Origin of the sequence: Subtercola boreus, from assembly GCF_003399625.1 — a bacterium.
Lineage (GTDB): Bacteria > Actinomycetota > Actinomycetes > Actinomycetales > Microbacteriaceae > Subtercola > Subtercola boreus_C.
Window position 1 is genome coordinate 1 of the sequence record NZ_NBXA01000023.1, and the last position, 22,506, is coordinate 22,506.

At 68.3% G+C, this 22,506-nt stretch carries 13 protein-coding genes, 1 tRNA gene and 1 pseudogene; 6 read left to right on the forward strand and 9 right to left on the reverse strand.

From position 1 onward, the window contains the following. Positions 1 to 176 (forward strand): annotated as a pseudogene (locus B7R21_RS12050) (IS256 family transposase); the annotation flags it as partial. A 16-nt stretch (positions 177 to 192) separates the two neighbouring features. On the opposite strand, the gene B7R21_RS12055 reads toward B7R21_RS12050, so the two are convergent. The 4 genes from B7R21_RS12055 to B7R21_RS12070 all read right to left on the reverse strand — a co-directional run bounded on the left by B7R21_RS12055 (position 193) and on the right by B7R21_RS12070 (position 6,205). Further along, entirely contained in the window at positions 193 to 1,794 is a 1,602-nt protein-coding gene (locus B7R21_RS12055) for a hypothetical protein (RefSeq protein WP_147305880.1), read from the reverse strand. 157 nt (positions 1,795 to 1,951) lie between these two features. Then, positions 1,952 to 2,025, reverse strand: a tRNA-Met gene (locus B7R21_RS12060). An 86-nt stretch (positions 2,026 to 2,111) separates the two neighbouring features. Further along, the gene (locus tag B7R21_RS12065) at positions 2,112 to 4,997 is read right to left on the reverse strand and encodes a UPF0182 family membrane protein (RefSeq protein WP_116283513.1); all 2,886 of its coding nucleotides are present in this window, start codon (positions 4,995 to 4,997) and stop codon (positions 2,112 to 2,114) included. A 74-nt stretch (positions 4,998 to 5,071) separates the two neighbouring features. Then, positions 5,072 to 6,205, reverse strand: a complete 1,134-nt coding sequence (locus B7R21_RS12070) for a YlbL family protein (RefSeq protein WP_116283514.1) — start codon at positions 6,203 to 6,205, stop codon at positions 5,072 to 5,074. 174 nt (positions 6,206 to 6,379) lie between these two features. Between B7R21_RS12070 and B7R21_RS12075 the strand changes: the two genes are divergently transcribed. Then, positions 6,380 to 7,750 (forward strand): zinc-dependent metalloprotease, encoded by a 1,371-nt coding sequence (locus B7R21_RS12075; RefSeq protein WP_116283690.1) that lies wholly within the window; start codon positions 6,380 to 6,382, stop codon positions 7,748 to 7,750. Positions 7,751 to 8,691: 941 nt separating this feature from the next. On the opposite strand, the gene B7R21_RS12080 is transcribed toward B7R21_RS12075, so the two are convergent. Continuing rightward, the gene (locus tag B7R21_RS12080; RefSeq protein ID WP_116283515.1) at positions 8,692 to 10,449 is read right to left on the reverse strand and encodes an ATP-dependent helicase; all 1,758 of its coding nucleotides are present in this window, start codon (positions 10,447 to 10,449) and stop codon (positions 8,692 to 8,694) included. Continuing rightward, positions 10,443 to 11,453 (reverse strand): NAD(+) diphosphatase, encoded by a 1,011-nt coding sequence (nudC, locus tag B7R21_RS12085; RefSeq protein ID WP_253259781.1) that lies wholly within the window; start codon positions 11,451 to 11,453, stop codon positions 10,443 to 10,445. Before nudC ends, B7R21_RS12080 begins: the two co-directional genes overlap by 7 nt. 61 nt (positions 11,454 to 11,514) lie before the next feature. Here nudC and B7R21_RS12090 point away from each other — a divergent pair, with 61 nt between their 5' ends. Then, positions 11,515 to 12,567 (forward strand): phosphotransferase, encoded by a 1,053-nt coding sequence (locus B7R21_RS12090; protein WP_116283517.1) that lies wholly within the window; start codon positions 11,515 to 11,517, stop codon positions 12,565 to 12,567. Here the strand turns inward: B7R21_RS12090 and B7R21_RS12095 are convergent. Continuing rightward, positions 12,551 to 15,877 carry an ATP-dependent DNA helicase gene (locus B7R21_RS12095; RefSeq protein ID WP_253259782.1) on the reverse strand — a complete coding sequence of 1,109 codons (3,327 nt, stop codon included), beginning with the start codon at positions 15,875 to 15,877 and terminating at the stop codon, positions 12,551 to 12,553. The genes B7R21_RS12090 and B7R21_RS12095 overlap by 17 nt on opposite strands. After that, on the reverse strand, positions 15,874 to 19,332 hold the full coding sequence (locus tag B7R21_RS12100; RefSeq protein WP_253259783.1) for a UrvD/REP family ATP-dependent DNA helicase: 3,459 nt from the start codon (positions 19,330 to 19,332) through the stop codon (positions 15,874 to 15,876). The genes B7R21_RS12095 and B7R21_RS12100 overlap by 4 nt, the downstream gene beginning before the upstream one ends. Positions 19,333 to 19,485: 153 nt before the next feature. On the opposite strand from B7R21_RS12100, the gene B7R21_RS12105 reads away from it, so the two are divergent. The 3 genes from B7R21_RS12105 to B7R21_RS12115 are packed head-to-tail and all read left to right on the forward strand — an operon-like array spanning position 19,486 to position 21,368. Then, positions 19,486 to 19,710: a DUF3107 domain-containing protein gene (locus tag B7R21_RS12105; RefSeq protein ID WP_116283520.1), complete on the forward strand. Its 225-nt coding sequence runs from the start codon at positions 19,486 to 19,488 to the stop codon at positions 19,708 to 19,710. A 16-nt stretch (positions 19,711 to 19,726) separates the two neighbouring features. Then, positions 19,727 to 20,032, forward strand: coding sequence for a hypothetical protein (locus B7R21_RS12110; protein WP_116283521.1), 306 nt, complete (start codon positions 19,727 to 19,729; stop codon positions 20,030 to 20,032). A 49-nt stretch (positions 20,033 to 20,081) separates the two neighbouring features. Next, positions 20,082 to 21,368: a kynureninase gene (locus B7R21_RS12115; RefSeq protein WP_116283522.1), complete on the forward strand. Its 1,287-nt coding sequence runs from the start codon at positions 20,082 to 20,084 to the stop codon at positions 21,366 to 21,368. A 169-nt stretch (positions 21,369 to 21,537) separates the two neighbouring features. Here the strand turns inward: B7R21_RS12115 and B7R21_RS12120 are convergent, their stop codons facing one another. After that, on the reverse strand, positions 21,538 to 22,254 hold the full coding sequence (locus B7R21_RS12120; RefSeq protein WP_253259784.1) for a ferritin-like fold-containing protein: 717 nt from the start codon (positions 22,252 to 22,254) through the stop codon (positions 21,538 to 21,540). Positions 22,255 to 22,506: the final 252 nt, after the last annotated feature.

Genomic DNA, 22,506 nt, shown 5'->3' on the forward strand with positions numbered 1-22,506 from the left:
CGGTCCGCGCCAGGGGACATTTCCCCAATGAGCAAGCCGCACTGAAATGTGTCTACCTGGCCGTGATGAGCCTGGATCCGACCGGCCAAGGGCGGGCCCGCTGGACCCAACGATGGAAGGCCGCGCTAAACGCGTTCGACATCACTTTCAACGGCCGACTCACCGTCGGACGCTAACCCACAACAACACTAGTTACACCGAATTCTTGACAGACCCGCTGTTCGCCAATTCAAGTTCATAGGCCGGAAACGACACTTTGAATGCGCTTTGACCAAGCTTCTCCTCCCTTTCTGTTCGGCTTAGTTGTGCCCGCTCGAACAGAAATTCGTGAGAATACCGTCCGAACGTGGATTCGAGTTCGGACGCCTGCTGGTAGATAAAGGTGCGCTGTTCGTCAACGAAAGAGCGGAATACTGCTGCCTGCTCGGACAGGTCTGCGTTCATGGACCTAACACGAGCTCTCAAGGTCGCTAGTCCGCTCTCGGCTTCGGCACCCCCTCGTTCCGCGCGTGGAAGACGTGAAATCAACTGCCGAAGGTGAGACTCGCTGGAAGTAGCCCTCGCGTCAAGTTCAGCGAGCTTCAGCCGCAATCCGTCGAGACGACTCTGAACATCCGCGGCCGACGCTTTTGATACTTCATACTCAGCGGAGGCATTCGCATACTCCGCTTCGGTCGAGTAGGCACGCGCGTCGGAGATGTCCGAAACGTTGTCTGCCACAAACGGTTCAACTACGTTCCCGCAAAAAGCACAGTTGTGATGGGCGACACGGTCCTCCATTGCTAGCCGCAGTTCAGGCGATTGGTGGCCACACAGGAAACAGTTCCCAGTGGCTAGGAATGATCCAAACACGTACTGGGCGGATTGCTCGTGCTCCGGGAACCTAGCGGCCAAGCTGGCCAGCTTTGCGTGCTCGAACCTCCGCTTCGCCGTGTCGAGTGCCAGTTCCAGCCTTAGAGCCTCCAGTCGCCGCTTGGCCAGCAGTTCTGCGAGCGCCGCTTGGTCACCCTCAAGTTCTTCTCTACTCACCCCGTCGTCTGCCAACATGGTTTGAAGCGAACTGATTGCAGCACGCAATTCATCTGGTGTCTGAGCTGACTCGCTTTCTTCGGCTATTGCTCGCTCCTCCCGGTTGAGAGCGACGTTCAAGTTTCGACGTCGACTGTCCAGTTCCAAGATCGAGCGTTCCTGACTCGTCCACTGTCTTGCGTTCTCGATCGAGAGAAACAGGGGTCTGAGCAGTTGGCGTTGAGCTGAGCGATCCCAGATGAGTGCGCGACGATCATCCATGTAAAAGGTCACGAACCGCAGTACCAAGATCCAATCAGCAAAAGATCCGAGTCCCGCCCTGTCGCAGATCACGTCCTGGAATACGCCTTCTGACGTCTCCAAGTCCGTTCCGTCGACGGTTATATGGGTGACCGACAAATCTCGGAGGGACCGGGACACTGAGATTGCAGTGGACCCTACCGAGAAGTCGAGTGTCGCGACTGCATGTCGGGCCCCGTCTAGCACTCGGTTCCCAAAGTAGTTCCTTGCAGCTCCGACGATGCGAGTTGCAGCAACATTCGCATTTCCAAGCCCGTCGGTGGAAGACAACTTTGGGAGATCGAACGGTCCCGAAAGCATGCGAAACATGATCTCTATCAATGTACTTTTGCCAAGCCCGTTTGCGCCGAGAATCACGCTCGCCGAAGAATCCAGGCGGACCGAAAGACCCGCGTTCCCGGGCGAACCAGGATAAAGGTCATACCCGTTGACCTGGAGTTGATCTAGAACGGGGAAGTTGATCATGAAATGGTCCTAGGGACGTCGCGGTCGGCGTTGCACTCGGCTGCGTTACAGCTGGTCCAGTTTGGCGTGTAGTCAGTTCAGTAGTCAACAGTGCCCCGAACACAAAAGCCGCCCCGGGTAATAACCCGGGAGCGGCTTCTGATCTGGTTTTTCTTTGTTGCGGGGACAGGATTTGAACCTGCGACCTCTGGGTTATGAGCCCAGCGAGCTACCGAACTGCTCCACCCCGCGGCACAAGATGTAACACTATCACAGCATTTGGCAGCTCGTGACCGCCGGGCCCCCGCCGCGACCCGAAGGCCGCAGCGGGAGGGCCACTACTGCTGGCCCGAGGCGGCGATGGCCGCAGCCACCGCATCCTTCAGCTGCTGGTCTGCGACGCCGTAGGCGGTCCAGTCCGCGGCCTGGAGGGCTGCGGTCCGCGCATCCAGAGCAGCCTTCGCGTCGCTCAGCGCCTTCGTGAGGGCCGCATTGTCGCCGGGAGCGGCAGGAGTTCCAGTACCGGTTCCTGTGCCCGTGGTGGGCGGCGTGATGCCCCCATCGCCGGCCGTGGCTCCCGAGTTGCCTCCGAACAGGTCGTCGAGCGCAGCGTCGAGGGTGTCCTCGAAGGCGATCTTGTCACCGAAACCGACCAGGATCTTCTGCAGGAGCGGGTAACTCGTCTCACCGCGCGAACGAACGTAGACCGGTTGCACATAGAGCAACCCGCCCCCGACCGGCAGGGTGAGCAGGTTACCGCTCAGCACCTCGGTCGACCCCTGTTTCAGGAGGTTGAGGGCTTGCGAGACGGTGGGATCCGAGTTGAACTTGTTCTGCACCTGGCCGGGGCCGGGCACCGTCGCATCCTTCGGCAGGGTCAGCAATCGCATCTTGCCGTAGTCCGCGGCCTTCTGGCCCGCCACGGAACCCGCGTTCGCATCGACCGCGAGGTAGCCGTTGAGACTCTTCGACGTGTCCTGCCCGGTGAGCGGGATGAAGGTCGAGTAGATCGAGTACGACGGTGCATCCTGGCCCGGCACCTGCAGCGTCAGGTAGTACGGCGGCTGCGTCGTCGGGTTCGAGGCGGGCGATGTCGGGTCGTTCGGCGTGGTCCAGGCGTCTTCACGCGAGTAGAACGATCCGGCGTCGGTGACGTGGTACTGCCCGAGGATGGCCCTCTGCACCTTGAAGAGATCGGCCGGGTACCGCACGTGGCTCATCAGCTGGGCACTCATGTCGCTCATCGGCTTGAGGGTCGACGGGAAGATCTTCTGCCAGGTCTGCAGCAGCGGATCCGTCTCGTCCCACGCGTAGAGCGTGACCTTGCCGTCGTACGCGTCGACAGTCGCCTTCACCGAGTTGCGGATGTAGTTGATGTTGTTGTCGGGCGCGTACCCGGGCTTCGGGGTGTACGTGTCGGCGATCGCCGCGCTGAGCCCCTCCGTGCGCGAGTACGGGTATTCGGATGTCGTCGTGTAGCCGTCGACGATCCAGACGACCTTGCCGTCGACCACTGAGGCATACGGCGCGGAGTCGATCGTGAGGTAGGGCGCGACCTTCGACACCCGGGTGGCAGGATCACGGTCGTAGAGGATCTGCGAATCGTTGTTGACCGCCTCAGAGAGGAAGATCTGCTCCGACTGGAACTTCAGCGCATAGGCGAGCTTGTTGAAGACGTTGTCGAGCTTCGGCCCGCCATCACCCGTGAAGGTGGTGTACGTCTGCGAAGCGCCATCCGTTCCCGACGGGTAGTCGAGTTCGATCTGGGTTGAGCCGGCCGGCGCACCCACGATCGAGTAGTTGGGCGAGTTCTCGCCGAAGTAGATGCGCTGCTCGTAGTCGCCGAGCACACCCGTGCTGGGGATGCCCTGCTCGGCGAACACCGGCTGGCCGTCGACCGCGCGCTGGTTGCCGTAGGCCGCGACGATGCCGTAACCGTGCGTGTAGACGACGGTCTGGTTGTACCAGCTGGCAGATGTACCGAGCTGGGCGAGGTTCAGGTCACGAACGGTCGAGACGACGTCCTGCGTCTTGCCGTCGATCGTGTAGCGGTCGACGTTCAGATCTGTCGGGAACTGGTAGTACTGCCGGAACTGCTGCAGCGCGGCGAAGGTGCTGCTCACGAGGGCCGGGTCGAGGATCCGGATGCTCGAGGTGGTGGCCGCATCCGCCCGGAGCGCCCCGGGCGCGGCGGTCGTCGTCGCGGGGTAGGCGATCGACTCGACGTCGCTCACCCCGTAGGCATCCCTGGTGAGGTCGATGTTGTCCTGCAGGTACGGCTGCTCGAGGCTCCGCTCGGAGGGCGCGACCTGGAAGCGCTGCACGACCCACGGGTAGAGCGACCCGAGGATCAGCCCGCTCACGATGAGGAGCACCGTGCCGATGACGGGCAGCCGCCAACGACCGATGAACGCAGCGAGGAGGAAGAGCACGGCCACGATCACGGCGATGCCGGCGAGGATCTGGAGGCCCGGGATGGTGGCGTTCACGTCGGAGTACGAGGCACCTGTGATGAGACCGCCGGTGTTCGACAGCGTCGCGAACTGGTCGAGCCAGATGCTCACGGCCTGCAGGAGCAGGTAGATGCCCGCGGTGATCGCGACCTGGATGCGCGCGGTCTTCGAGATGCGCACCTCGCGCTGGCCGAACCGGATGGCGCCGTAGAGGTAGCTGGTCGCGATGGCAGCGATGCCGGCGATCAGCACGACGGCAGAGGCGAACCCGACCACACCCTGCCAGAAGGGCAGGTCGTAGACGTAGAACGAGATGTCCAGGTTGAACTGAGGATCGGTCGTGCCGAACGAGGTGCGGTTCAGGTACTGCAGCGTGACCTGCCACCGGGCAGCGGCCGAGACGCCGGCGAAGAGGCCGAGGAGCGCGGGGATGCCGAAGGCCGCGAGGCGACGGAGGGGCTCGACGACCTGCTGGTAGCGGTCGAGTTGCGAGTTCAGTTTCGCGTAGACCGGACGGAAGCGGAACGCGACCTCGATGCTCACGAAGACCGGGATCGCCATGGCGAAGAATCCGATGCCGAACATGGCCGCGCCGGCGAACCACTGGGTGGTCAGCACGCTGAGGAAGCCGAGCTGGTTGAACCAGAGCACCTCGGTGTACAGGTTGGTGAAGACGAAGAACAGGATCGCGAGAACGGCGATGACCGCAATGGCGACTGCGATCACCGTGCGCGATCTGCGTGCTGGCTTCTGGGCTGTGGAGGAAGTCACGGATAGCCTCTTGTGGTTGCTGTGGGGTGTCCGCCCATCCTAGACAACCCTTGCTGGGAAGCGGCCCCTTCGGTTCAGCCCGCGGCCTGAACCGTGTCACAGGTTGGCAACGAATCCGTGCTCGCGCCGGTGGCCAGGTCGTTCAGCACCGTCAGGGAGTCACTCAGCTTCTCGACCGCGAACACCTTCAACCCGTCGGGCACGTGACCCACCACCTCGTCGCAGTTGGTGGCCGGGGCGAGGAAGACGGTGGCACCGCTCTCGGATGCTCCGTAGAGCTTCTGGCGGATGCCGCCGATCGGCCCCACCGTGCCGTCGGCCGTGATCGTGCCGGTGCCGGCGACCTGCGCTCCCCCGTTCAGTTCGCCGGGGGTCAACTGGTCGATGATGCCGAGCGCGAACATCATCCCGGCACTCGGGCCCCCGACGTTGTCGAGCTGGATGTCGACGGTGAACGGGAACTCGAACGAGTCGGCCGACGCTGCAGCGATGCCGAGCAGGATGCTGCCGTCCGCCGCCTTCTTCGGCGTGACCTTGACGGTCTGGTCGGCGCCCGAGCGGGTGATGACGAGCGTGGCGGCGGCGGCATCCCCGTTCGCCGTGATCGCGGCCTTCAGCTCGTCGATCGTGCTCACGGCCGATCCGTTCACGGAGTCGATGAGGTCCCCGGCTTCGAGGATGCCCGTGGCCGCCGAATCGGCCGTCAGCTGGGCGACGCCGACCTTCTGGCTCGAGGTGAAGGGGATCTTCAGGTCGGTGAGGGCGGCGGCGATCGCCTCCTGCTGCGAGTCGACCATCTGCGCGGCGTTCTGGGCGTTCTGCTGGTCGACGCTCACGGAGGGCGGGTAGATGGCATCGATCGGCACGACCGCGCGGGTCGAGTCGAACCAGGCACCGATGATCTCGGCCCAGCTGGGCCGGGACGAAGGCGTGCCGACGACCGACACGGTGAGCATGTCGAGGGAGCCGGCGGTCGGGTAGGTCGTCGTTCCCGAGATGGAGATCAGTGGCACAGCCGATCCGTCGTGATCGCTCGTGCCGAGTGTGTTGAAGACCGGACCGGGCTGCTCGATCACGTACGGCAGGGGAATGAAGCTCATCCCGAGCGCCAGCACGAGCGCGACGATCAGGCTCGTCCAGCCGACGGTTCGACGACGGGAGCGCGGCCTCGCGGGCGCGGGCGCCTCCTGGTCGTCGAAGATGCTCACGGGTTCCTTTCGAGGGGTGGCGGTTCGAGGCGGTGGCGCTGTTCGCCACGGGCGCACGGCCCGACGTGCCAGCTTATGAGAAATCCCAGCTTGGCGAAGAGGCCACCGGCTAGCGTAGAAGGCAATGCTGACAGGCCGCACAGAGCCGGCTTGACGCGCAAGAAGGGTAAGACCGTGACTGACGAGCCAGACAAGAACCCCGAAGACGAGTTCACCGACATGCTCCGCCAATTCCTGTCGGGCAACTCCGAGCTCGATCCGTCGAAGCTCGCAAGCGCTGCGGGCCTGCCGTCGGATCCGGCGGCTGTCGCCGCCCTCATGCAACAGCTGCAGAACGCGATGCAGCACACCGGCGACGGGGTCGACTGGAAGGTCGCCCAGGACGCTGCGGAGCAGATCGCCTCCGCGGATGCCGTCACGATCACGCCCGGCCAGCGTTCGGCGCTCGAACAGGCCCTGCACGTTGCTGCGCTGTGGCTCGACGAGGTCACCTTCGTCTCCGAACTCGCCGCCCCTCCCCGCGTGCTCACCCGCAAGGAGTGGACGAGCGCGACCATGCCCGTCTGGAGCCAGGTCGCGGAGCCCGTGGCGCTCAGCATCGCCGACGCCCTCACCCGGGTGCTGAAAGACCAGGCGCCCGAGGAGCTGTCGGGCATGATGGCCAACGCCAGCCAGCTGATGCGCAACATCGGCGGGGCGCTGTTCGCGATGCAGCTCGGCCAGGTCGTCGGGCAGCTCTCGACAGAGGTCGTCTCGGGCGGCGACGTCGGCATCCCGCTGATGAACGACCAGCAGGCCGCACTCGTGCCGCAGAACCTCGCCGCCTTCGGAGCCGGCCTCGACATCCCGGCCGACCAGGTGGAGCTCTACCTCTCGGTGCGGGAGATCGCTCACGCCCGGCTCTTCCGGCACGCCAAGTGGCTGCGGCTGCACGAGATCTCCTCGATCACCGAGTTCGCGCGCGGCATCACGATCGACACCGACCGGCTCGAAGACCTGGCCTCGAGCTTCGATCCGTCGAATCCCGAGGAGCTCAGGGAGGCGATGGTGAGCGGTGCGCTCATCCCGCCGAAGTCCGAATCGCAGCTGCAGGCGCTGGCCCGACTCGAGACGACGCTTGCGCTCGTCGAGGGCTGGGTGGATGTCGTCACCGCCGCCGCGACGGTGAGGCTGCCCAAGCGCGATGCTGTCGCAGAGACTGTGCGGCGCCGGCGTGCAACAGGCGGGCCCGCCGAGTCCGCCTTCTCGACGCTGGTCGGTCTCGAGCTCCGGCCGCGGAGGCTCCGTGAAGCTGCGGCGATGTGGCAGGCCGTGACGGATGCCGTCGGCCCCGAGGCGCGCGACGCGCTCTGGTCGCACCCCGATGTCGTGCCGACCACGGAGGACATCGACAACCCCGACGCTCTCGTGGCCCGGCTTCTCGCCGGCGCCCCCGAGCCCGACGAGATGGACCTGGCGCTGGAGGACTTCTTCCGCGAGGAGGAGGCGGAGACCGCGGCGGAGACACAGACGGAACAGGACCCGGACGCGCCGCCCGTGGTCTGATCTGGCGCTGAGGGCTGTGAGGGCTTTGACGGCTGTGAGGACTGCCGCGCCAGCCTGTGGATAACTTCTGACGCCAGCAGCCCGATGGGTGCATGCTGTGCCGATGAGATCAGACAGCGGCACCCTCCGGCTCGACCCACGCTTCCCCGTGGTCTGGCGCTCCCCCACCTGCCTGCAGATCGGCGTCGACCAGCCGCGGGCCCGCTTCGCCCGGGTGAGCGCGGCCGAGGAGCAGATGATCCACGCTCTCACGCGCGGCGTGAGCGTGGAGGGACTCCGGATGATCGGAACCCGGTCCCACGCGAACGAGAGGTCGGTGTCACGCCTGCTCGACCGTGTCGCACCGGCGCTGGTCGGTGGCGCGGACTCCGGCGCTGAAGACCGGCCGCTGGCGGGGCGCACCATCGCCCTCTGCGGCGGCGCTCCCACCCGGGCCATCGCGCGGCTGCTCGGTGAACTCGGCGCGGTCGCACTGCCGGCGGCCGAGATCGAGTCAGCGAAGGAGCCGCCCGACCTCGCACTCATCGTCTCCTCGTGGTTCACACCTCCCCCCGAAGCCGCGGTGTGGATGCAGCAGGACCTGCCTCATGTCGATGTGGTGTTCAGCGACACCGAGGTGACGGTCGGCCCGTTCGTCACGCCGGGTGCCGGGCCCTGCCTGCACCGCCGGGAACGCTTCCGGATCGATTCGGACGAGAGTTGGCCCGCGATCGCCGGCCAACTGCTCGGCCGGCCCGCACCCACCGAGGTTCCGCTCACGATCGCGCGGGTCGTTCCGCTGGTGGCGTCGTTCTGCATCGACTCCCTGCGTGGCGGGGAGCCAGGGCGTGGCGGGGAGTCAGGGCGTGGCGGTGCGTCAGGGCGTGGCAGTTCGTCGGGGCGTGGCGGGGCGTCGGGCGCCGATGGCCTGGTGCTGCACGTCGACGCGGTGACAGGGGAGGTCAGCGAGAGCCGGCTGGCGCCCCATCCGGAGTGCGCGTGCCGAGCTCTGCCAGGAACCTCGATGCCGCCCTGGTCTGGGAGCGGGACGCCCCGGTCTCCGCCCACGACAGCAGGAGCCGCTGGCGGGCGCGGGTGACGCCGACGTAGAGCAGCCGGCGCTCCTCATCGACCAGCTCGAGGGTGGTGGCGTAGCTGATCGGCATCAGGCCCTCGCTCAGCCCGATCACGAAGACGGTCGGCCATTCGAGACCCTTCGCGGAGTGCAGGGTGGCGAGGGTGACGGCCGAGATCGTCGGTTCGTGCTGGCCTGCCTGGCGCTCGAGCAGTTCGTCGGTGAACGAGCGGAAACTGGTGCGGGGCGGCAGCTGTTCGGCGAGGCCCATGATCGCGTTGAGCGACTCCCAGCGGTCGCGCACAGCCCCGCGGCCCTCGGGTGGGCTCTGCGACCAGCCGAGCGAGCGGAGCACGTCGCTCACCGACTTGAACAGCGGTTCGCCACTGATCGAGACGGAGGCCGCCCGAAGCGACATGATGGCCTGCTTCACTTCGGGCAGGTCGAAGAAGCGCTGGGAGCCGCGGATCTGGTAGGTGACGCCCGCTTCGGCGAGCGCGCCCTCGAGCGCGGCCGCCTGGGCATTGATGCGGTAGAGCACCGCGATGTCCTCGGGGCGGGTTCCGTCGGCGATCAGCCGGGCCACCGAGGCGGCGACTCCGCGTGCCTCCGTCGATTCCGACGCGTACCCCGTGATGACAGGCTCCGCCCCCCGGGTCGGCGCGTCACCGGCCGCCCGGAGGGTGAGCGCACCCGTGCGGCCGCGCATCAGCCGGTTGGCGGTGTCGACGACCGCGGGAGTGGAGCGGTAGTTCTGTTCCAGTCGCACGACCGTCGAGTTCTCGTACGCGGAGGCGAACGTCAGGAGGAACGCCGACTGCGCCCCGGCGAACGAGTAGATGGTCTGGCTCGCATCGCCCACGACGCAGAGGTCACGGCGATCCCCCACCCAGAGCGACAGAAGGTGATGCTGGAGCGGCGAGACATCCTGGTACTCGTCGACGACGAAGAATCGGTACTGCTCCCGCACCTGCATCGCCACAGACGGTTCCGTCTCGATCATGCCGGCGGTCGCGAGCAGCACATCTTCGAAGTCGAGTTGACGGCGTTCGTCTTTGATCGACTCGTAGCCGCGTTGCAGGTCGATCACCTGGTCGATGCTCAACAATCCGGGCATCGTGCGGCTGCTGTGGGCGGCCGCGGCGTAGGCGTCGAGCGAGAGATTCGAGATCTTCCGCCACTCGATCTCGGCGGCGAGGTCGCGGAGCGAGGCCGTGTCGACCCGGAGCTTCAGGGATTCCGCGACCTGGGCGAGGAGCCGCGCCTTGCCCTCGAGCACACGCGGCACGTCGCCGCCGACGACCTGCGGCCAGAAGAAGTTCAACTGGGCCAGGGCTGCGGAGTGGAAGGTGCGCGCCGAGACCCCGCCGGCGCCGAGCGGGCGAAGGCGTGAACGGAGTTCGGCGGCGGACCTGCTGGTGAAGGTGAGCGCCATCACCTTGCCGGGTGGGAAGACCCCGGTCGCCACCCCGTAGGCGATGCGGTGCGTGATGGCGCGGGTCTTGCCTGTACCGGCTCCCGCGAGCACCACGACAGGGCCGAGGAGCGTTTTCGCCACCACGCGCTGTTCGTCGTCGAGACCGGCGAGCAGGGCATCCACACCCGTCGCGGGAAGCGACCGCTCCTCCTGTTCGCTCGTCACCATGTGGGACGGGGCAGCGGCCCGCCGTACCAGTGCTCGATGATGGCGCGGGCGATCGACGACGAGCCGGGCAGCAGCACCGTCGCGTCGGGGGCTTCGAGGTCTTCACGGCTGAACCAGCGCACGTCGAGGATCTCCTCGCCGTCCGGCAGCAGCGGATCGGCCGCGGTGTCGGGGTCGACGTGGGCGAGGAATCCGCACATCAGAGAAGCAGGGAACGGCCAGGGCTGGGAACCGAGGTACTGCGGTTCGAGGATCCGCACCCCCGATTCCTCTAACACCTCGCGGATGCTTGCCGCTTCCAGCGACTCCCCCGGTTCGACGAAGCCGGCGAGCAGGGAGTACCTGTTGTTCTCCCAGAGCGCGTTCGACCCGAGCAGGATGCGATCCTGGGCATCGACGATGCCGACGATCACGGCCGGATCGGTGCGCGGGAAGATCTCGATGTCCTGCACGGGGCAGCGACGCACCCAGCCGCCCTTCTCGGGAACGGTCTCGGCTCCACACCGCGGGCAGTGCGTGTGGGAACGGTGCCAGTTGATGATGCCGAGCGCCTCGGTGAAGGCCCCGGCATCCAGGTCGTCGAGTTCGGCTGCGACCGTTCGGAGGTTCACCCAGCGGCTCTCGTCGGGTTCGAGCAGGGCGGCGGCCTCGTCGGTGAGGTTCGCTGCGACGATCCGGGTGCCGACCGGTTCGGTTCTGCCGTCGGCCAGCGAACGGCCGAGGTAGACCAGGAGGTCGGAGGCCGGCGCATCCGCCGGCGACAACAGGGCGAGGGTCGGATGCCCGGACCCACCCGCTTCGCGGATCGGGGTTCCTGCCCAGTCCGCCGCGCCCGCCTCGGAGTCGCCTGCCCTGAGCAGGGCCTGCTGCCGCCAGATCGGCAGCACCCGGGTGCTCTCGTCTGCCCACAGCACCTCGAACACATCGGGCGTGTCCCGGAAGAGGTGGTCGCGGTCGATCTCGAAACGCGAGAGAGGCAGGGAGGGAAGCAAAGTCTTGTGCACGGGTTGACCAATCATGCGTGGCGGAAGCCTGCGAGCGAGGAAGCCGCCCTACCCTGAAGGTATGGCCAGATCCTCTCTCACTCTAGCCGCGCTCGCCACCGCTGCCGTCGCTGGGCTCGACGTCGTTTCGACGACCCCTCTCTCGACCGGTCTGACCGGTCGTTTCGACTCCGCGCTGCTCACCGTGCGGGGGGGCGACCAGCTGATCATCCGGGTTCCCACCTCGCAGGAGACGGAGACGGAACAGTCCGGCGACCTCGTGGCGCTGCGCGCACTCACCACCGGTTCGCGGGGACGCCTCCCGTTCCGGGCCCCCGAATTCCGCGGGCAGGCGCCGATCGGGCAGACCCGGGGAGTCGTGTACGACTTCATCCCGGGATCTCCCGCCACCCTCGACAGCCTCGACCACAGTGTCGAACTGGCGGAGGCGTTCGGGCGCGCCATCGCGGCCATCCATTCCCTTCCCACCTCGGTGATCACCGATGCCGGGCTGCCCGTGCTGAGTGCCACCGAGTCAGCGCGCGTGGCGACGGTGGTGAAGGATCGCGCTGCCGCAACGGGCAAGGTTCCCGTCGAACTGCTGACGCGCTGGTCGCTCGCCCTGGAAGACAGCGCGCTCTGGCAGTTCCAACCGGCGGTCATCCACGGATCCCTCGGGCCGGAGTCGTTCCTCGTCTCCGGTGAGCGGGTCACCGGCGTACTCGACTGGTCGAACCTCAAGGTGGGTGACCCGGCCGCCGACCTCTTCTGGCTCAGTTCGGTCACCCGTGAGGAGTCCGCGACCAGCGTGTTCTCGGGGTACAACGTCGCGCGCTCAGGGCCCGTCGACAGACAGCTTCGAAAGCGTGCCCGGCTCTACGCCGAACTCGAGATCGCGAAGTGGCTGGTGCACGGCTCGGACCTCCGTGACCCGTCGATCGTCAACGATGCTGTCGGGATGCTGACCGGCTTGGCGTCGAGCTCGCAGGCCGACCTGGTGAACCCGCTGTCGACCGACACCGGGCGGGTGCTCGCCGTGGACGAGGTCGAGGCGATGCTGAGCAAGACTCCGCGGAGCCAGCCCGTGCCGGCCCACGACCACGTGAACGCGGCCCGGATCAGCGACGACGACTGAACGGGGCCGGCGGGGCGGGGGCCGCTGGGCTCGTCGCCACCGTGGTCGCCGTCACCCTCTCCCAGAGCGCCAGCAGTTCGGACTCGGAGTACACGCGATCGGGAGCGATGATCTCGTCGACCGACACGAAGTAGAACACGGCATCGATCCGCTCGGGATCGATGCCCCGGTACTCTGCGTAGGCGAGCCGGTAGAGAGCGAGCTGGAGCTGCTTCACCTCGAGGTCATCGGCGCCGGATGGAGCGCGGCCTGTCTTCCAGTCGACGATCTGGTAACGGTCACCATCGCGGAAGACGGCATCGATCTTGCAGACGACGATGTTGCCACCCAGCACGAGGTGGATCTCGATCTCGACCTCCTCCGGCTTCCGACCGCCCCACGGCGAGGCCTCGAAGGTCGTCTGCAGCCGCTGGAGTTCTTCCTCTTCGGCAGCGCCCCCATCGATGGCGGGAGTCTTCGTCTCGGCGACGTGATCCAGAGCCAGATCGACGTCCAGATCCAGATCCAGAGCCGAGTCCAGTTCGCTGTCCAGATCCACATCGAGCTCGCCGGGGCCGGCATCCAGCTGCTCAGACCCGCCGACCAGGCCGAACCGGCTCTCGACCCAGGAGTGGAAGCGGGTGCCGAGCCTCGTCTGCCGATAGGGCCTGTCGGGCATCGGGCGGCGAAGCTGACGGAGCACCTCGTCGGGATCGGTCACATAGTCCTTGAACCGGGAGGCCGCCACGCGGGTCGGAACGACGAGTCGCTCCCCCTCGAGCCCGGCACGCCGTTCGGCGAGCAGCAGGTCGATGTCGTGGGACCACGGCGTCGTCGCACCCGCGTCGGCGTCGACCACCGCTCTGGCCGCGGCCTCGACCCGGGCGGCACGGGAGCCGAGCGGCGAGAGCGGCCACGGCACCAGCTCCGTCGACTCGGCCAGTGGATTCACCTCGCTCGCGGGGACCTCGGGCAGGGCATCCGGCGGAATCAGCCCGGCGCTTTCGAGTTCGCGGAGGAAGAGTCCGGGCATCCGCGGCTTCGTCGTGGTGGACCAGAACGATCCTGAGAGCAGCAGGCTCTCGCGCGCGCGGGTCACAGCGACATAGACCAGCCGGCGCTGCTCCTCGGCGTAGCGGTCGGTGATCTGCTCGGTGAAGACCTGCTTCGAGGCGGCGAACTCCGCCTGGTTGTCGGCCGACCGCCAGGCCAGCACGGGAAGCTCCCGCGAATCGCCCCGGAACTCGTACGGCAGTTCGCCGAAAGCGAGCCAGCCCTGTTTGCTCTGCGGTTTGCCCGGGAGTTCGCCCTCGACCATCCGGGGTACGGCGACGCTGTCCCACTCGAGACCCTTCGACCCGTGGATGGTGAGGATCTGCACGGTGCCCGGCTCCGGGTCGTCGGAACGGGGGCTCAGCCTGTCACGCTTCTCCGCCTCCTGGAGCCAGGAGAGGAAGGCACCGAGACCGGCGGACGGATCCGCGGCGATGAACCCTGCGATCTGCTCGGAGAAGGCGTCGAGGCTCGCGCGCCCGAGAGCGGACCCTTCGTTCGCCGCGACCTCGATGTCGAGCAGGAGCTCCTGCACTACGAGGTTCACCAGGTCGGGCAGGTCGAGCCCCGTGCGGGTGCGCAGGAAGGCCAGCTGACGGCCGGCGGCGCGGAGGCGTTCGACACCGGTCGCGCTGAACTGCTCGAGCATCCGGTGACCGGCGGGAGCCTCGGCCACGAAATCGAGCGCATCGACGAGCGACCGTGACTCGTCGACGACCACCGACTCACGGATGCGTTGCTTCAGGGCCGGATCGAGCTTCGCGTGGTGGTGGTCGCGCTCAGCCAGCCAGACCGCCACGGCGCTGAGGGAGGCGATGTCACGAAGACCCACCTGCCAACGGGCCCCGGTGAGGAGCCGCACCAGCTCGGACTCTGCGGTGGGGTGATAGATCACGCGGAGCGCCGACACCAGGTCGGCGATGGCAGGCTCTTCGAGCAGCCCGCCCAGGCCGAGCACATGGAACCGCACCCCCCGTGCTGTGAGAGCCGAGGTGAAGGCGCCGATCCGTTTGATGGAGCGGCAGAGCATCGCGGCGGAGCGCACTCCCCCGCTGGGGGTCGGGCGTTCGAGTTCTCGTGCGAACCAGCCCGCAACGGCAGCGGCCTCCTCGTCGACCGTCTCCCCGAAGAACACGTCGAGCCGGCCCACTGCTGCTGCGGGGCGGGGGTCGAGCCGCGACACCGGCACGGTCGACGCTTCGGTGAGCGGAGCCACCAGGTGGTTGGCGGCATCCAGAACCCGAACGGGATTGCGCCAGCTCGTCGAGAGCGGGAAGGCAAGAGCCCCGGAGCGGTCGCCGGTGAAGTCGAGCGCGAACGTTCCGAGGTTCGCCGCACTCGCACCGCGCCAGCCGTAGATCGACTGGTGCGGATCGCCGACCGCCATCACGGGGCGACCCCCGAAGAGCGTGGAGAGCAGGCGGGTCTGCACGACGCTCGTGTCCTGGTACTCATCGAGCAGTACGACGCGGAACCGCTCCCGGTACTCGGCTGCGACCCGCGGCACCCGCTCGGCGATCGACAGGGCGAGGGCGACCTGGTCGGAGTACTCGACGAATCCGCGCCGCACCTTCTCTTCGGCGAACCGGTCGGCAAGGTCGACGAGCACGGGCAGGGCGCTGACGGCCTGGAGCGACGCACGGAGCTCGGCGTTCAGCGTGGGAACCCGCTTCGAGCCCGTGGGCAGTTCGGCGAGGCCCGTGAACTCCTCGGCCATCCGCACGACCTCGCTCGACGTCACGACGTTCTCGCTCATGGACCGGCTGAGGGAGATCACGGCTTCGGTGAGGGAGTCGATCGACTTGTCGAGGCCGACCAGCCGGTCATCCGTGCTCCCCGTGACGAGCCGGCGCGCGATCTGCCAAGCGGACGCCTCGCTCAGGATGCTCGAATCGCCCTCCCTCCCGACGAAGAGGGCGTTGTCCCGGAAGATGCTGTTCGCGAACGAGTTGTAGGTGGCGACAGCCGGCGAGTCGAACGGATCGGAGACCGTCTCGGTGAGGCGCGCAGCCGACAGCTGGTCGATACGGGAGCGGATGCGGTGGGCGAGCTCCCCGGCGGCCTTGCGGGTGAAGGTGAGTCCCAGGATTCCGGACACGGAGACGAGGTCGTTGGCGAGCAGCCAGACGACCCGGTTCGCCATCGTCTCCGTCTTGCCGCTGCCCGCCCCGGCGATCACGATGCTCGGGGTGAGCGGGGCCTCGATGACGGCCTGCTGCTGCGGTGTGGGCGGCGGGAGGTGGAGAGCCGCAGCGATCTCGAGGGCGCTGACCGTCACGACGACACCGCCCTGACGAGGTGGATGCGGTACTCCCACGCGCCGTGCGGATCGCGCTCGGCGAGATCTGTGCGGCCCGGGAACGTGCTGCCGGCCATCCCGGTCGCCGCCGTCTCGATCCGCGCGCGGAACTCGGCCATCGCGTCGTCGTCGAGGGGCTCCTGCGCGAGCAGCTTGTACTGCACCCTGTTCGCGCCGGCGCCCGAGGCGACGGCGACATAGAGCAGCATGGCGCCGCCGCTCTCGCCGGGCTGCGCCGCGGGTGCGTCTCCGTCCGTCGCGCCCGCCTGCAGCGCGTCGGACTGCAGCGCTCCGGCCCGCAGCGCGAGCTGGTAGCTGCCGAGCTGCGCGTGGCTCGACACCGCGGCGGACGTCGGCGCCGACGACCCCGTCTTCAGGTCGACGACACTCACGCGACCGTCGGCGCGCCGCTCGAGGCGGTCGACGGTTCCGCGGAGCCGCGCCCGCCCCACCTCGAGAGAGAAGGCCGCCTCGCCTCCGAGCAGGACTCCTCCCTCCCGTTCGAAGCCGCGCAGGTATTCCGAGAGCCCAGCAACTTTCGCCTCGGTCTTCACACGTTCTCGTTCGGCCAGCCACGGGGATTCGAACTGCAGTTCGCCCCAGCGTTCGTCGAGTCGCCGCCAGAGCGCGGCGGTGCTGAGGGGGTCTGTATCGAGGGGGTCGGTGCTGAGGGGGTCGGTGCTGAGGGGGTCGACTGCGACATCCGGATCGGGCCCGGTGGTCGCCTCCTCCATCACCGAGTGCAGCAGCGTGCCGATGCCTGCCGAGAGCCCGAACGTGGAGCCCGAGACCCGGTCGACGAACCAGGCGAGTGGTGACTTCTCGAAGGTCTCGAGTTTCGACGGCGAGACGTCGACCCTGTTGGCGGGGTCGTCGAGGTCGACCAGCGGCTCGGTGGTCGACGGTTCGAGCACCCCGTACCAGCTGAGCGGATCGGCCCCCGGCACACCCTCGGCGGCGAGCCGGGCGAGCGCGTCTGCCGCAGCGGGGTCGCCCGTCGTGGCAAGGCGGCGGCGGAGGCTCCCGACGAGTGCGCGGAGGGAGAGCGGATGCTCGGCCGCCGATCGCTGGAACTCCGAGGTGGCTGCCGAGAGGCGGGCACGGGCAACGGCGGCCGTGTCGGCGGGGGCCGTGGCTTCGCCGCTTGCCGAGGCAGGCGCACCGGCTGTGGCCACCTCACCCTCCGAGGCAACCGGCCCCGCCGGCCCGTCCGGCCCCTCCGGCACCAGGCGCACGAACGGCGACGGCTGCTCGTCGTCGTTCGCCACGCTCGTCAGCACGACCTGGGTTCTCGCCCGCGACACGGCGAGCACGAACATCCGCAACTCGTCGCCGAGCACTTCGGCGCGTTCGTCGACATCCGGAACCGGGGTACCGTCGACGAGCTCGGCAAGCCGGTCAGGATGCAGCAGCGAACCGCGGAGGCGGAGGTTCGGCCAGACCGAGTCCTGGAGGCCTGCCACGACGACCACGTCGAATTCCGCGCCGATCACACCGTTTGGTGTCGAGACGACGGCGGCGTCGGAGGCGGATCGCGGCGACAGGGAGTCTTCGGGTACCTCGGACGTCAGCAGATCGACGAGGAAGTCGGCGGCCGGCCGATGCGGATAACGCTCGACGAAGCGTTTCGCCGAACTGAAGAGGCCGACGACACCGTCGAGGTTGCGGTTCGCCTCGTCGGCGAGGATGCCCGACCCGACAGACGCCTTCTGCCAGCCGCGCGCGAGGCCGCTCCGGCTCCAGAGCTCCCAGAGCAGCTCCTCGATGCTCGCGCCGGCGGCGTTCCGCTCCCGTACGGCCGCGAGCGCGTCGGCCAGCCGCTGTGCCCGACGGCCCGGGGACGAGTCGATGGTGGCGAGCCGCCCCGGCGCAGCGAGGCTCTCGGTGACGAGCACGTCGGCCGGCCGGTTGCCCCCGCCCGCCAACTCCTCCTGCCGGAGCGCGAGGCGGAGGCGTCGGAGCCCCACGGAATCGAGGCCGCCCAGCGGCCCGAGCAGCAGCTCCCCCGCCAGGGCATCGTCGAGCGGCTGCACCCCGACCGCCGCGGCGACGGCCGTCGCGAGATGCCGGGCCGCATAGTCGTCACGGAGCGCACGCCCGCCCGTCTGGGTGGACGCCGGAACCTCGGCGACGGCAAGGCCCCGCACGAGGGAGGTGATGAGGGCTCCGGAGCGCACCACCACGGCCATGCGGTTCCAGGGGACGCCGCGGAGAAGGTGATGCTCCCGAAGCAGGTGCACGATGGCTGCGAGCTCGGCTGCCGGGGACTCGGACTCGATGCGGCGGACCGCCGGCACTCCCGACGACTCGATGGCCGCCTCGACCTCGAGGACTGCCGCCGTGGCCCGCGCCGCGCGTTGGCGACCCGCGGCTGAGGCCCCGATGCGCGACGTGCCGCGGTCGATGAGACCCCGGATGCCCGCTCCGTGCCGGTGCACCGCTTCGAGGTACACCGGGGCGGCCACGTTCACCCGCTCGCCGAGCACGGCACCGAGCCGCCCGAGGGTGTCCTTCTCTCCGCCGCGGAACGAGGTGGTGGCCACATCGGGGTCGCCGAAGGCGAGAACGGCGACGCCCCGGCGGGCGAGGGTCGCGACGAAGCTGACGGCGCCGCGGCTCAGTTGCTGCAGGTCGTCGACCACGATCATCCGTACCCCGGCGAGCGCAGCCGGCCCACCGTTCACCCGCGACCCACCGGTCACCCCGAAGGCCACACCCGCATCGCCCGACACGACCTGCAGGCGCGCCTCGGCGATGAGTTCGGCCGAATCGAGGGAGGCATCGCGGAAACTCGAGACGACGCCCTGGTACTCCTCGGCGAAACGGCCGGCTGCGACCCACTCTGCGATGCCGTGCCTCCGGCCGAGCTCGGCGAGCTGGCGCGGGGAGACACCCGACTCCGTGGCGCGCATCATCAGCTCGCGGAGTTCTGTGCGGAACCCCCGGAGAGCACGCACCTCGCCGGTCAGCGGATCGGGCCATTCGGGGCCGAAGCCCTCTTCGGCCTGGCCGGCCAGCAGGTCGGCGATGATGCGGTCCTGTTCGGCACCGGTAAGGAGGGTCGGCGGCTCCAGGCCAGACGCCGCCCGCGCCGACTGCACGATCTGGAAGGCGAGCGAGTTCACCGTGCGGGCGAGCGGCCCGTTCGTGGGCAGGCCGAGCCGGAGCGCCAGCGTGTCACGGAGCTGTGTCGCCCCCTGCCTCGTGGGAGTCAGCGCCAGCACTTCGGAGGGGAGATATCCCCGACCGAGTACGCGCTCGGCGACCGTCTCGACGAGGGTCACCGTCTTGCCCGAGCCCGGGGCGCCGATGATGGCACGGCTGACCCCGTCTGCCGTCGCAAGCACCTCTGCCTGCGAACCGTCGAGTTCGAGGGCAGGGCGGAACGCAGAGAGCAGTCGGTCGCTCTCGTCTCGCAGCTGGGATGTCGGCACGTCTCCAACGCTAACGGGCACCCCCGACATCGCCGGTGTTCGCTCTCGGCGAGTGCCGACGGCGGCCGATCGGGCGGGCCGGGCATCCGTTCTGCCGTAATCTGGGCACGTGGATCTGGTCACAGCCCACAGAACTCTCGAAAGGCGCACCTGGTGGAAATTCGTATCGGCATTGCACACACTCCCCGCGAACTGAGCTTCGAGACGAACCAGTCTCCCGACGAGATCGAGCAGACCGTCTCCGCCGCGCTGACCAGCGGAACCGGTCACCTCTCGCTGAAGGACAACAAGGGCAAGCTCTACCTGGTTCCCGTCGCCGGCCTCAGCTATGTCGAGATCGGCACCGAGGAGTCCCGCCGCATCGGTTTCGTCGGCTAGAGACGGCCCGTCCAGCATGGAACTCCTCTTCGTCACCCTCGGCGGCATCATCATCGGCCTCCTCGGCCGTTACCTGTTCCCGCTCAGGGAGACGCACGGCGCGTTGCTCGTCCCGGCTCTCGGCGCCGCCTCTGCCGCGATCCTCTGGGAGGCGATGACCTGGCTCGGCCTGCCCTACAACGGTGGCTGGATCTGGGTGATCGCGCTCGGCGGCACGGCCCTGATCGTGGCACTAGTCACCCCGTCGCTCGGCCGCGCGCGGCGAACGCGCGACCGGGCGGAGCTCAGTGCCCTGCTGAGCCCGCGCGCCCGCGTGAACTAGCGGCGTACCCTCTTCCACTGCGATTCCCGTCACACAAGGCCGGTTCCGGATGCCCGTACCCCTCACCCTCGGCGATGCTCTCGAGCGTGCCGGCGAGCTCGACCGCGCCGATCCGCTCGGCCGATACCGCGAACTGTTTGTGGCTCCCGGGGCCCAGCATGATCAGGATGCCGAGGCCGTCGCCGCCCGCCCGGCCGACGCCATCGTCGCCTACCTCGACGGGAACTCCCTCGGCCGGCCACTGCTCTCGACCGCCGACACCCTCTCCGCGTTCGTCCGTGACGCCTGGGGCTCCCGCCTCATCCGGGGCTGGGACGAGGGGTGGTTGCAGCTCCCCACCGTGATCGGCGACGAACTCGGTGCAGCCGCCCTCGGTGCGGCTCCCGGCCAGACGATGATCGGCGACTCGACCACCGTGCTGCTCTACAAGGCGATACGCGCCGCTGCGGACGCCCGCCCGGGCCGCACGGAGATCGTGGTCGACAGCGACAACTTCCCCACCGACCGCTACGTGGTCGAGGGCATCGCTTCGGAGCGCGGACTGACCGTCCGGTGGGTCGAGACCTCGCCCCGGCTCGGGCTCACCGCCGAGCTCCTGGCAGAGGCCGTGGGCGAACGCACCGCCGTCGTGGTGGCGAGCCAGGTCGCCTACCGCTCGGGATACCTCGCCGATGTCGGGGAGCTGACCCGCATCACGCACGACGCCGGAGCGCTCATCGTCTGGGACCTCTGCCACTCCGCCGGCAGCGTGCCCGTGCTGCTCGACGAGTGGCAGGTGGACATCGCGGTCGGCTGCACGTACAAGTACGTCAACGGCGGGCCCGGTTCGCCGGCGTTCCTCTACGTGCGTCACGAGTTGCAGCCCCAGCTCCGGCAGCCCATCTGGGGCTGGCTCGGCCACGCCGAGCCGTTCGCCATGGGTCCGGGGTACGACAGCGCCCCGGGCATCCGGAGCTTCCAGAGCGGAACGCCGCCTGTTATCGGCATGCTCGCGATGCGCGACATGATCGCGCTCATCGGCACCGCGGGCATCCCCGCCGTACGCGCGAAGTCGGTCGCGCTCACCGAGCTCACGATCGAACTCGCCGACGCCTGGTTGGCGCCGCTCGGCGTCGAGGTCGCCTCCCCCCGGCAGAGCGACCAGCGCGGAAGCCACGTCACTCTCGACCACCCCCGGTTCCGTGAGGTGGTCGCAGCGCTCTGGCAGACCGGCGTCGTGCCCGACTTCCGTGCGCCCGAGGGCCTCCGCGTCGGCCTCTCCCCGCTCAGCACCAGCTTCACCGAGACGGTGCTCGGCCTCGCGGCCATCCGCGAGCTCCTCGACCCGGCCGTCTGAGACCGGGCACGCCCCGCCTCCGCCGCCCAACCTCCCCATCCAGTGGGCAGTTCGGGCCCTTGCGCCGGCATCTTCGGGCCCGAACTGCCCACTCGATTGAGGTGGCGGGGCGGGGCCGGGAGGCGGGGCGGGCAGGGCGGGACGCGGGGCGAGGCGGGGGGGCGGGGGGTCAGGCCGTGAGGCCGAGGCCGTCCATGCGACGGCTGTGCTTCGCGATGAGCTCGGTGAAGACGGGCTCGATGCGCTCCTCGTCGGTGCGCGCGTTGTCGGTGTGGTGGATGGCCGAACGCGCCACCAGCAGGGTGTCGCCGACGAGCCGCCGCCCCCAGAGCGCGAGGCGGGAACCGAGCGACGGGTCTTCGGCGATCGCGTCGTTCAGCAGCACCACTATCGCGGCACGGCCCGTCTCGCCACCGATCAGCTGCGCGGCCCGGGGACCGATGTCGCCTTCGAGACCGGTTGCGAGAAGCACGAAGAAGTCGTCGAGGATGCCCGCGGTCAGGTAGATGCTCGCCAGCGACTCGTACCAGTCGCTGCCCCGCACGACCGCGGCATAGGAGTCGATCGCCGGAGCGAACGCGGCCATCACGGCGGAGGGATCATCCACTCGGCGACGAAGCTCCCCCACCAGCTTCTCGTGCTTGCCGAGGGCCTCGCCGGCTGCCCGGCCAAGCGACTCCTTTGCACGGACGGTCGGCGAGAGCATCACGGCGCGGGCTATCGCCTCGAAGATGGCGAGCTGGATGTACGCCGCCTGCCCGAGGTAGGGAAGCACCTCGGGCGTGAGTTCTGCCAGGTTCACCTTGGGCAGTGCACCCGATGTGCGGCGCGGTCGGAGGCGCGGAACATCGATGCGCACCGTCGGGCGCCTGAAGAATTCAAACACTCGCTCACTCTAGCGGAGGGCCACGGGCCGCCCTGGCGCTAAACTAGTGGGGACCCTGACACGAATCGGGGCCTCTACGCCGCCGCCAGGCGCCATCGCCGGCCGACATGAACGCAGTCCGGACGCACAGAGCCGACGCACCCCCCGTGCCGACGCACCGCATCCGCATCGACTGACAATCCGCGGCGTACCCATTGACTGACAGGGCCCACGCACAGTGACTTTCACCGAACCTTCCTCCCCCGACTCCCT

Excerpts from the sequence above, each read along its gene's own strand:
- B7R21_RS12055 (WP_147305880.1), bottom strand. The coding sequence starts at position 1,794 with ATGATCAACTTCCCCGTTCTAGATCAACTCCAGGTCAACGGGTATGAC.
- B7R21_RS12090 (WP_116283517.1), top strand. The coding sequence starts at position 11,515 with ATGGCCAGATCCTCTCTCACTCTAGCCGCGCTCGCCACCGCTGCCGTC.
- B7R21_RS12080 (WP_116283515.1), bottom strand. The coding sequence starts at position 10,449 with ATGGTGACGAGCGAACAGGAGGAGCGGTCGCTTCCCGCGACGGGTGTG.
- B7R21_RS12115 (WP_116283522.1), top strand. The coding sequence starts at position 20,082 with ATGCCCGTACCCCTCACCCTCGGCGATGCTCTCGAGCGTGCCGGCGAG.
- B7R21_RS12110 (WP_116283521.1), top strand. The coding sequence starts at position 19,727 with ATGGAACTCCTCTTCGTCACCCTCGGCGGCATCATCATCGGCCTCCTC.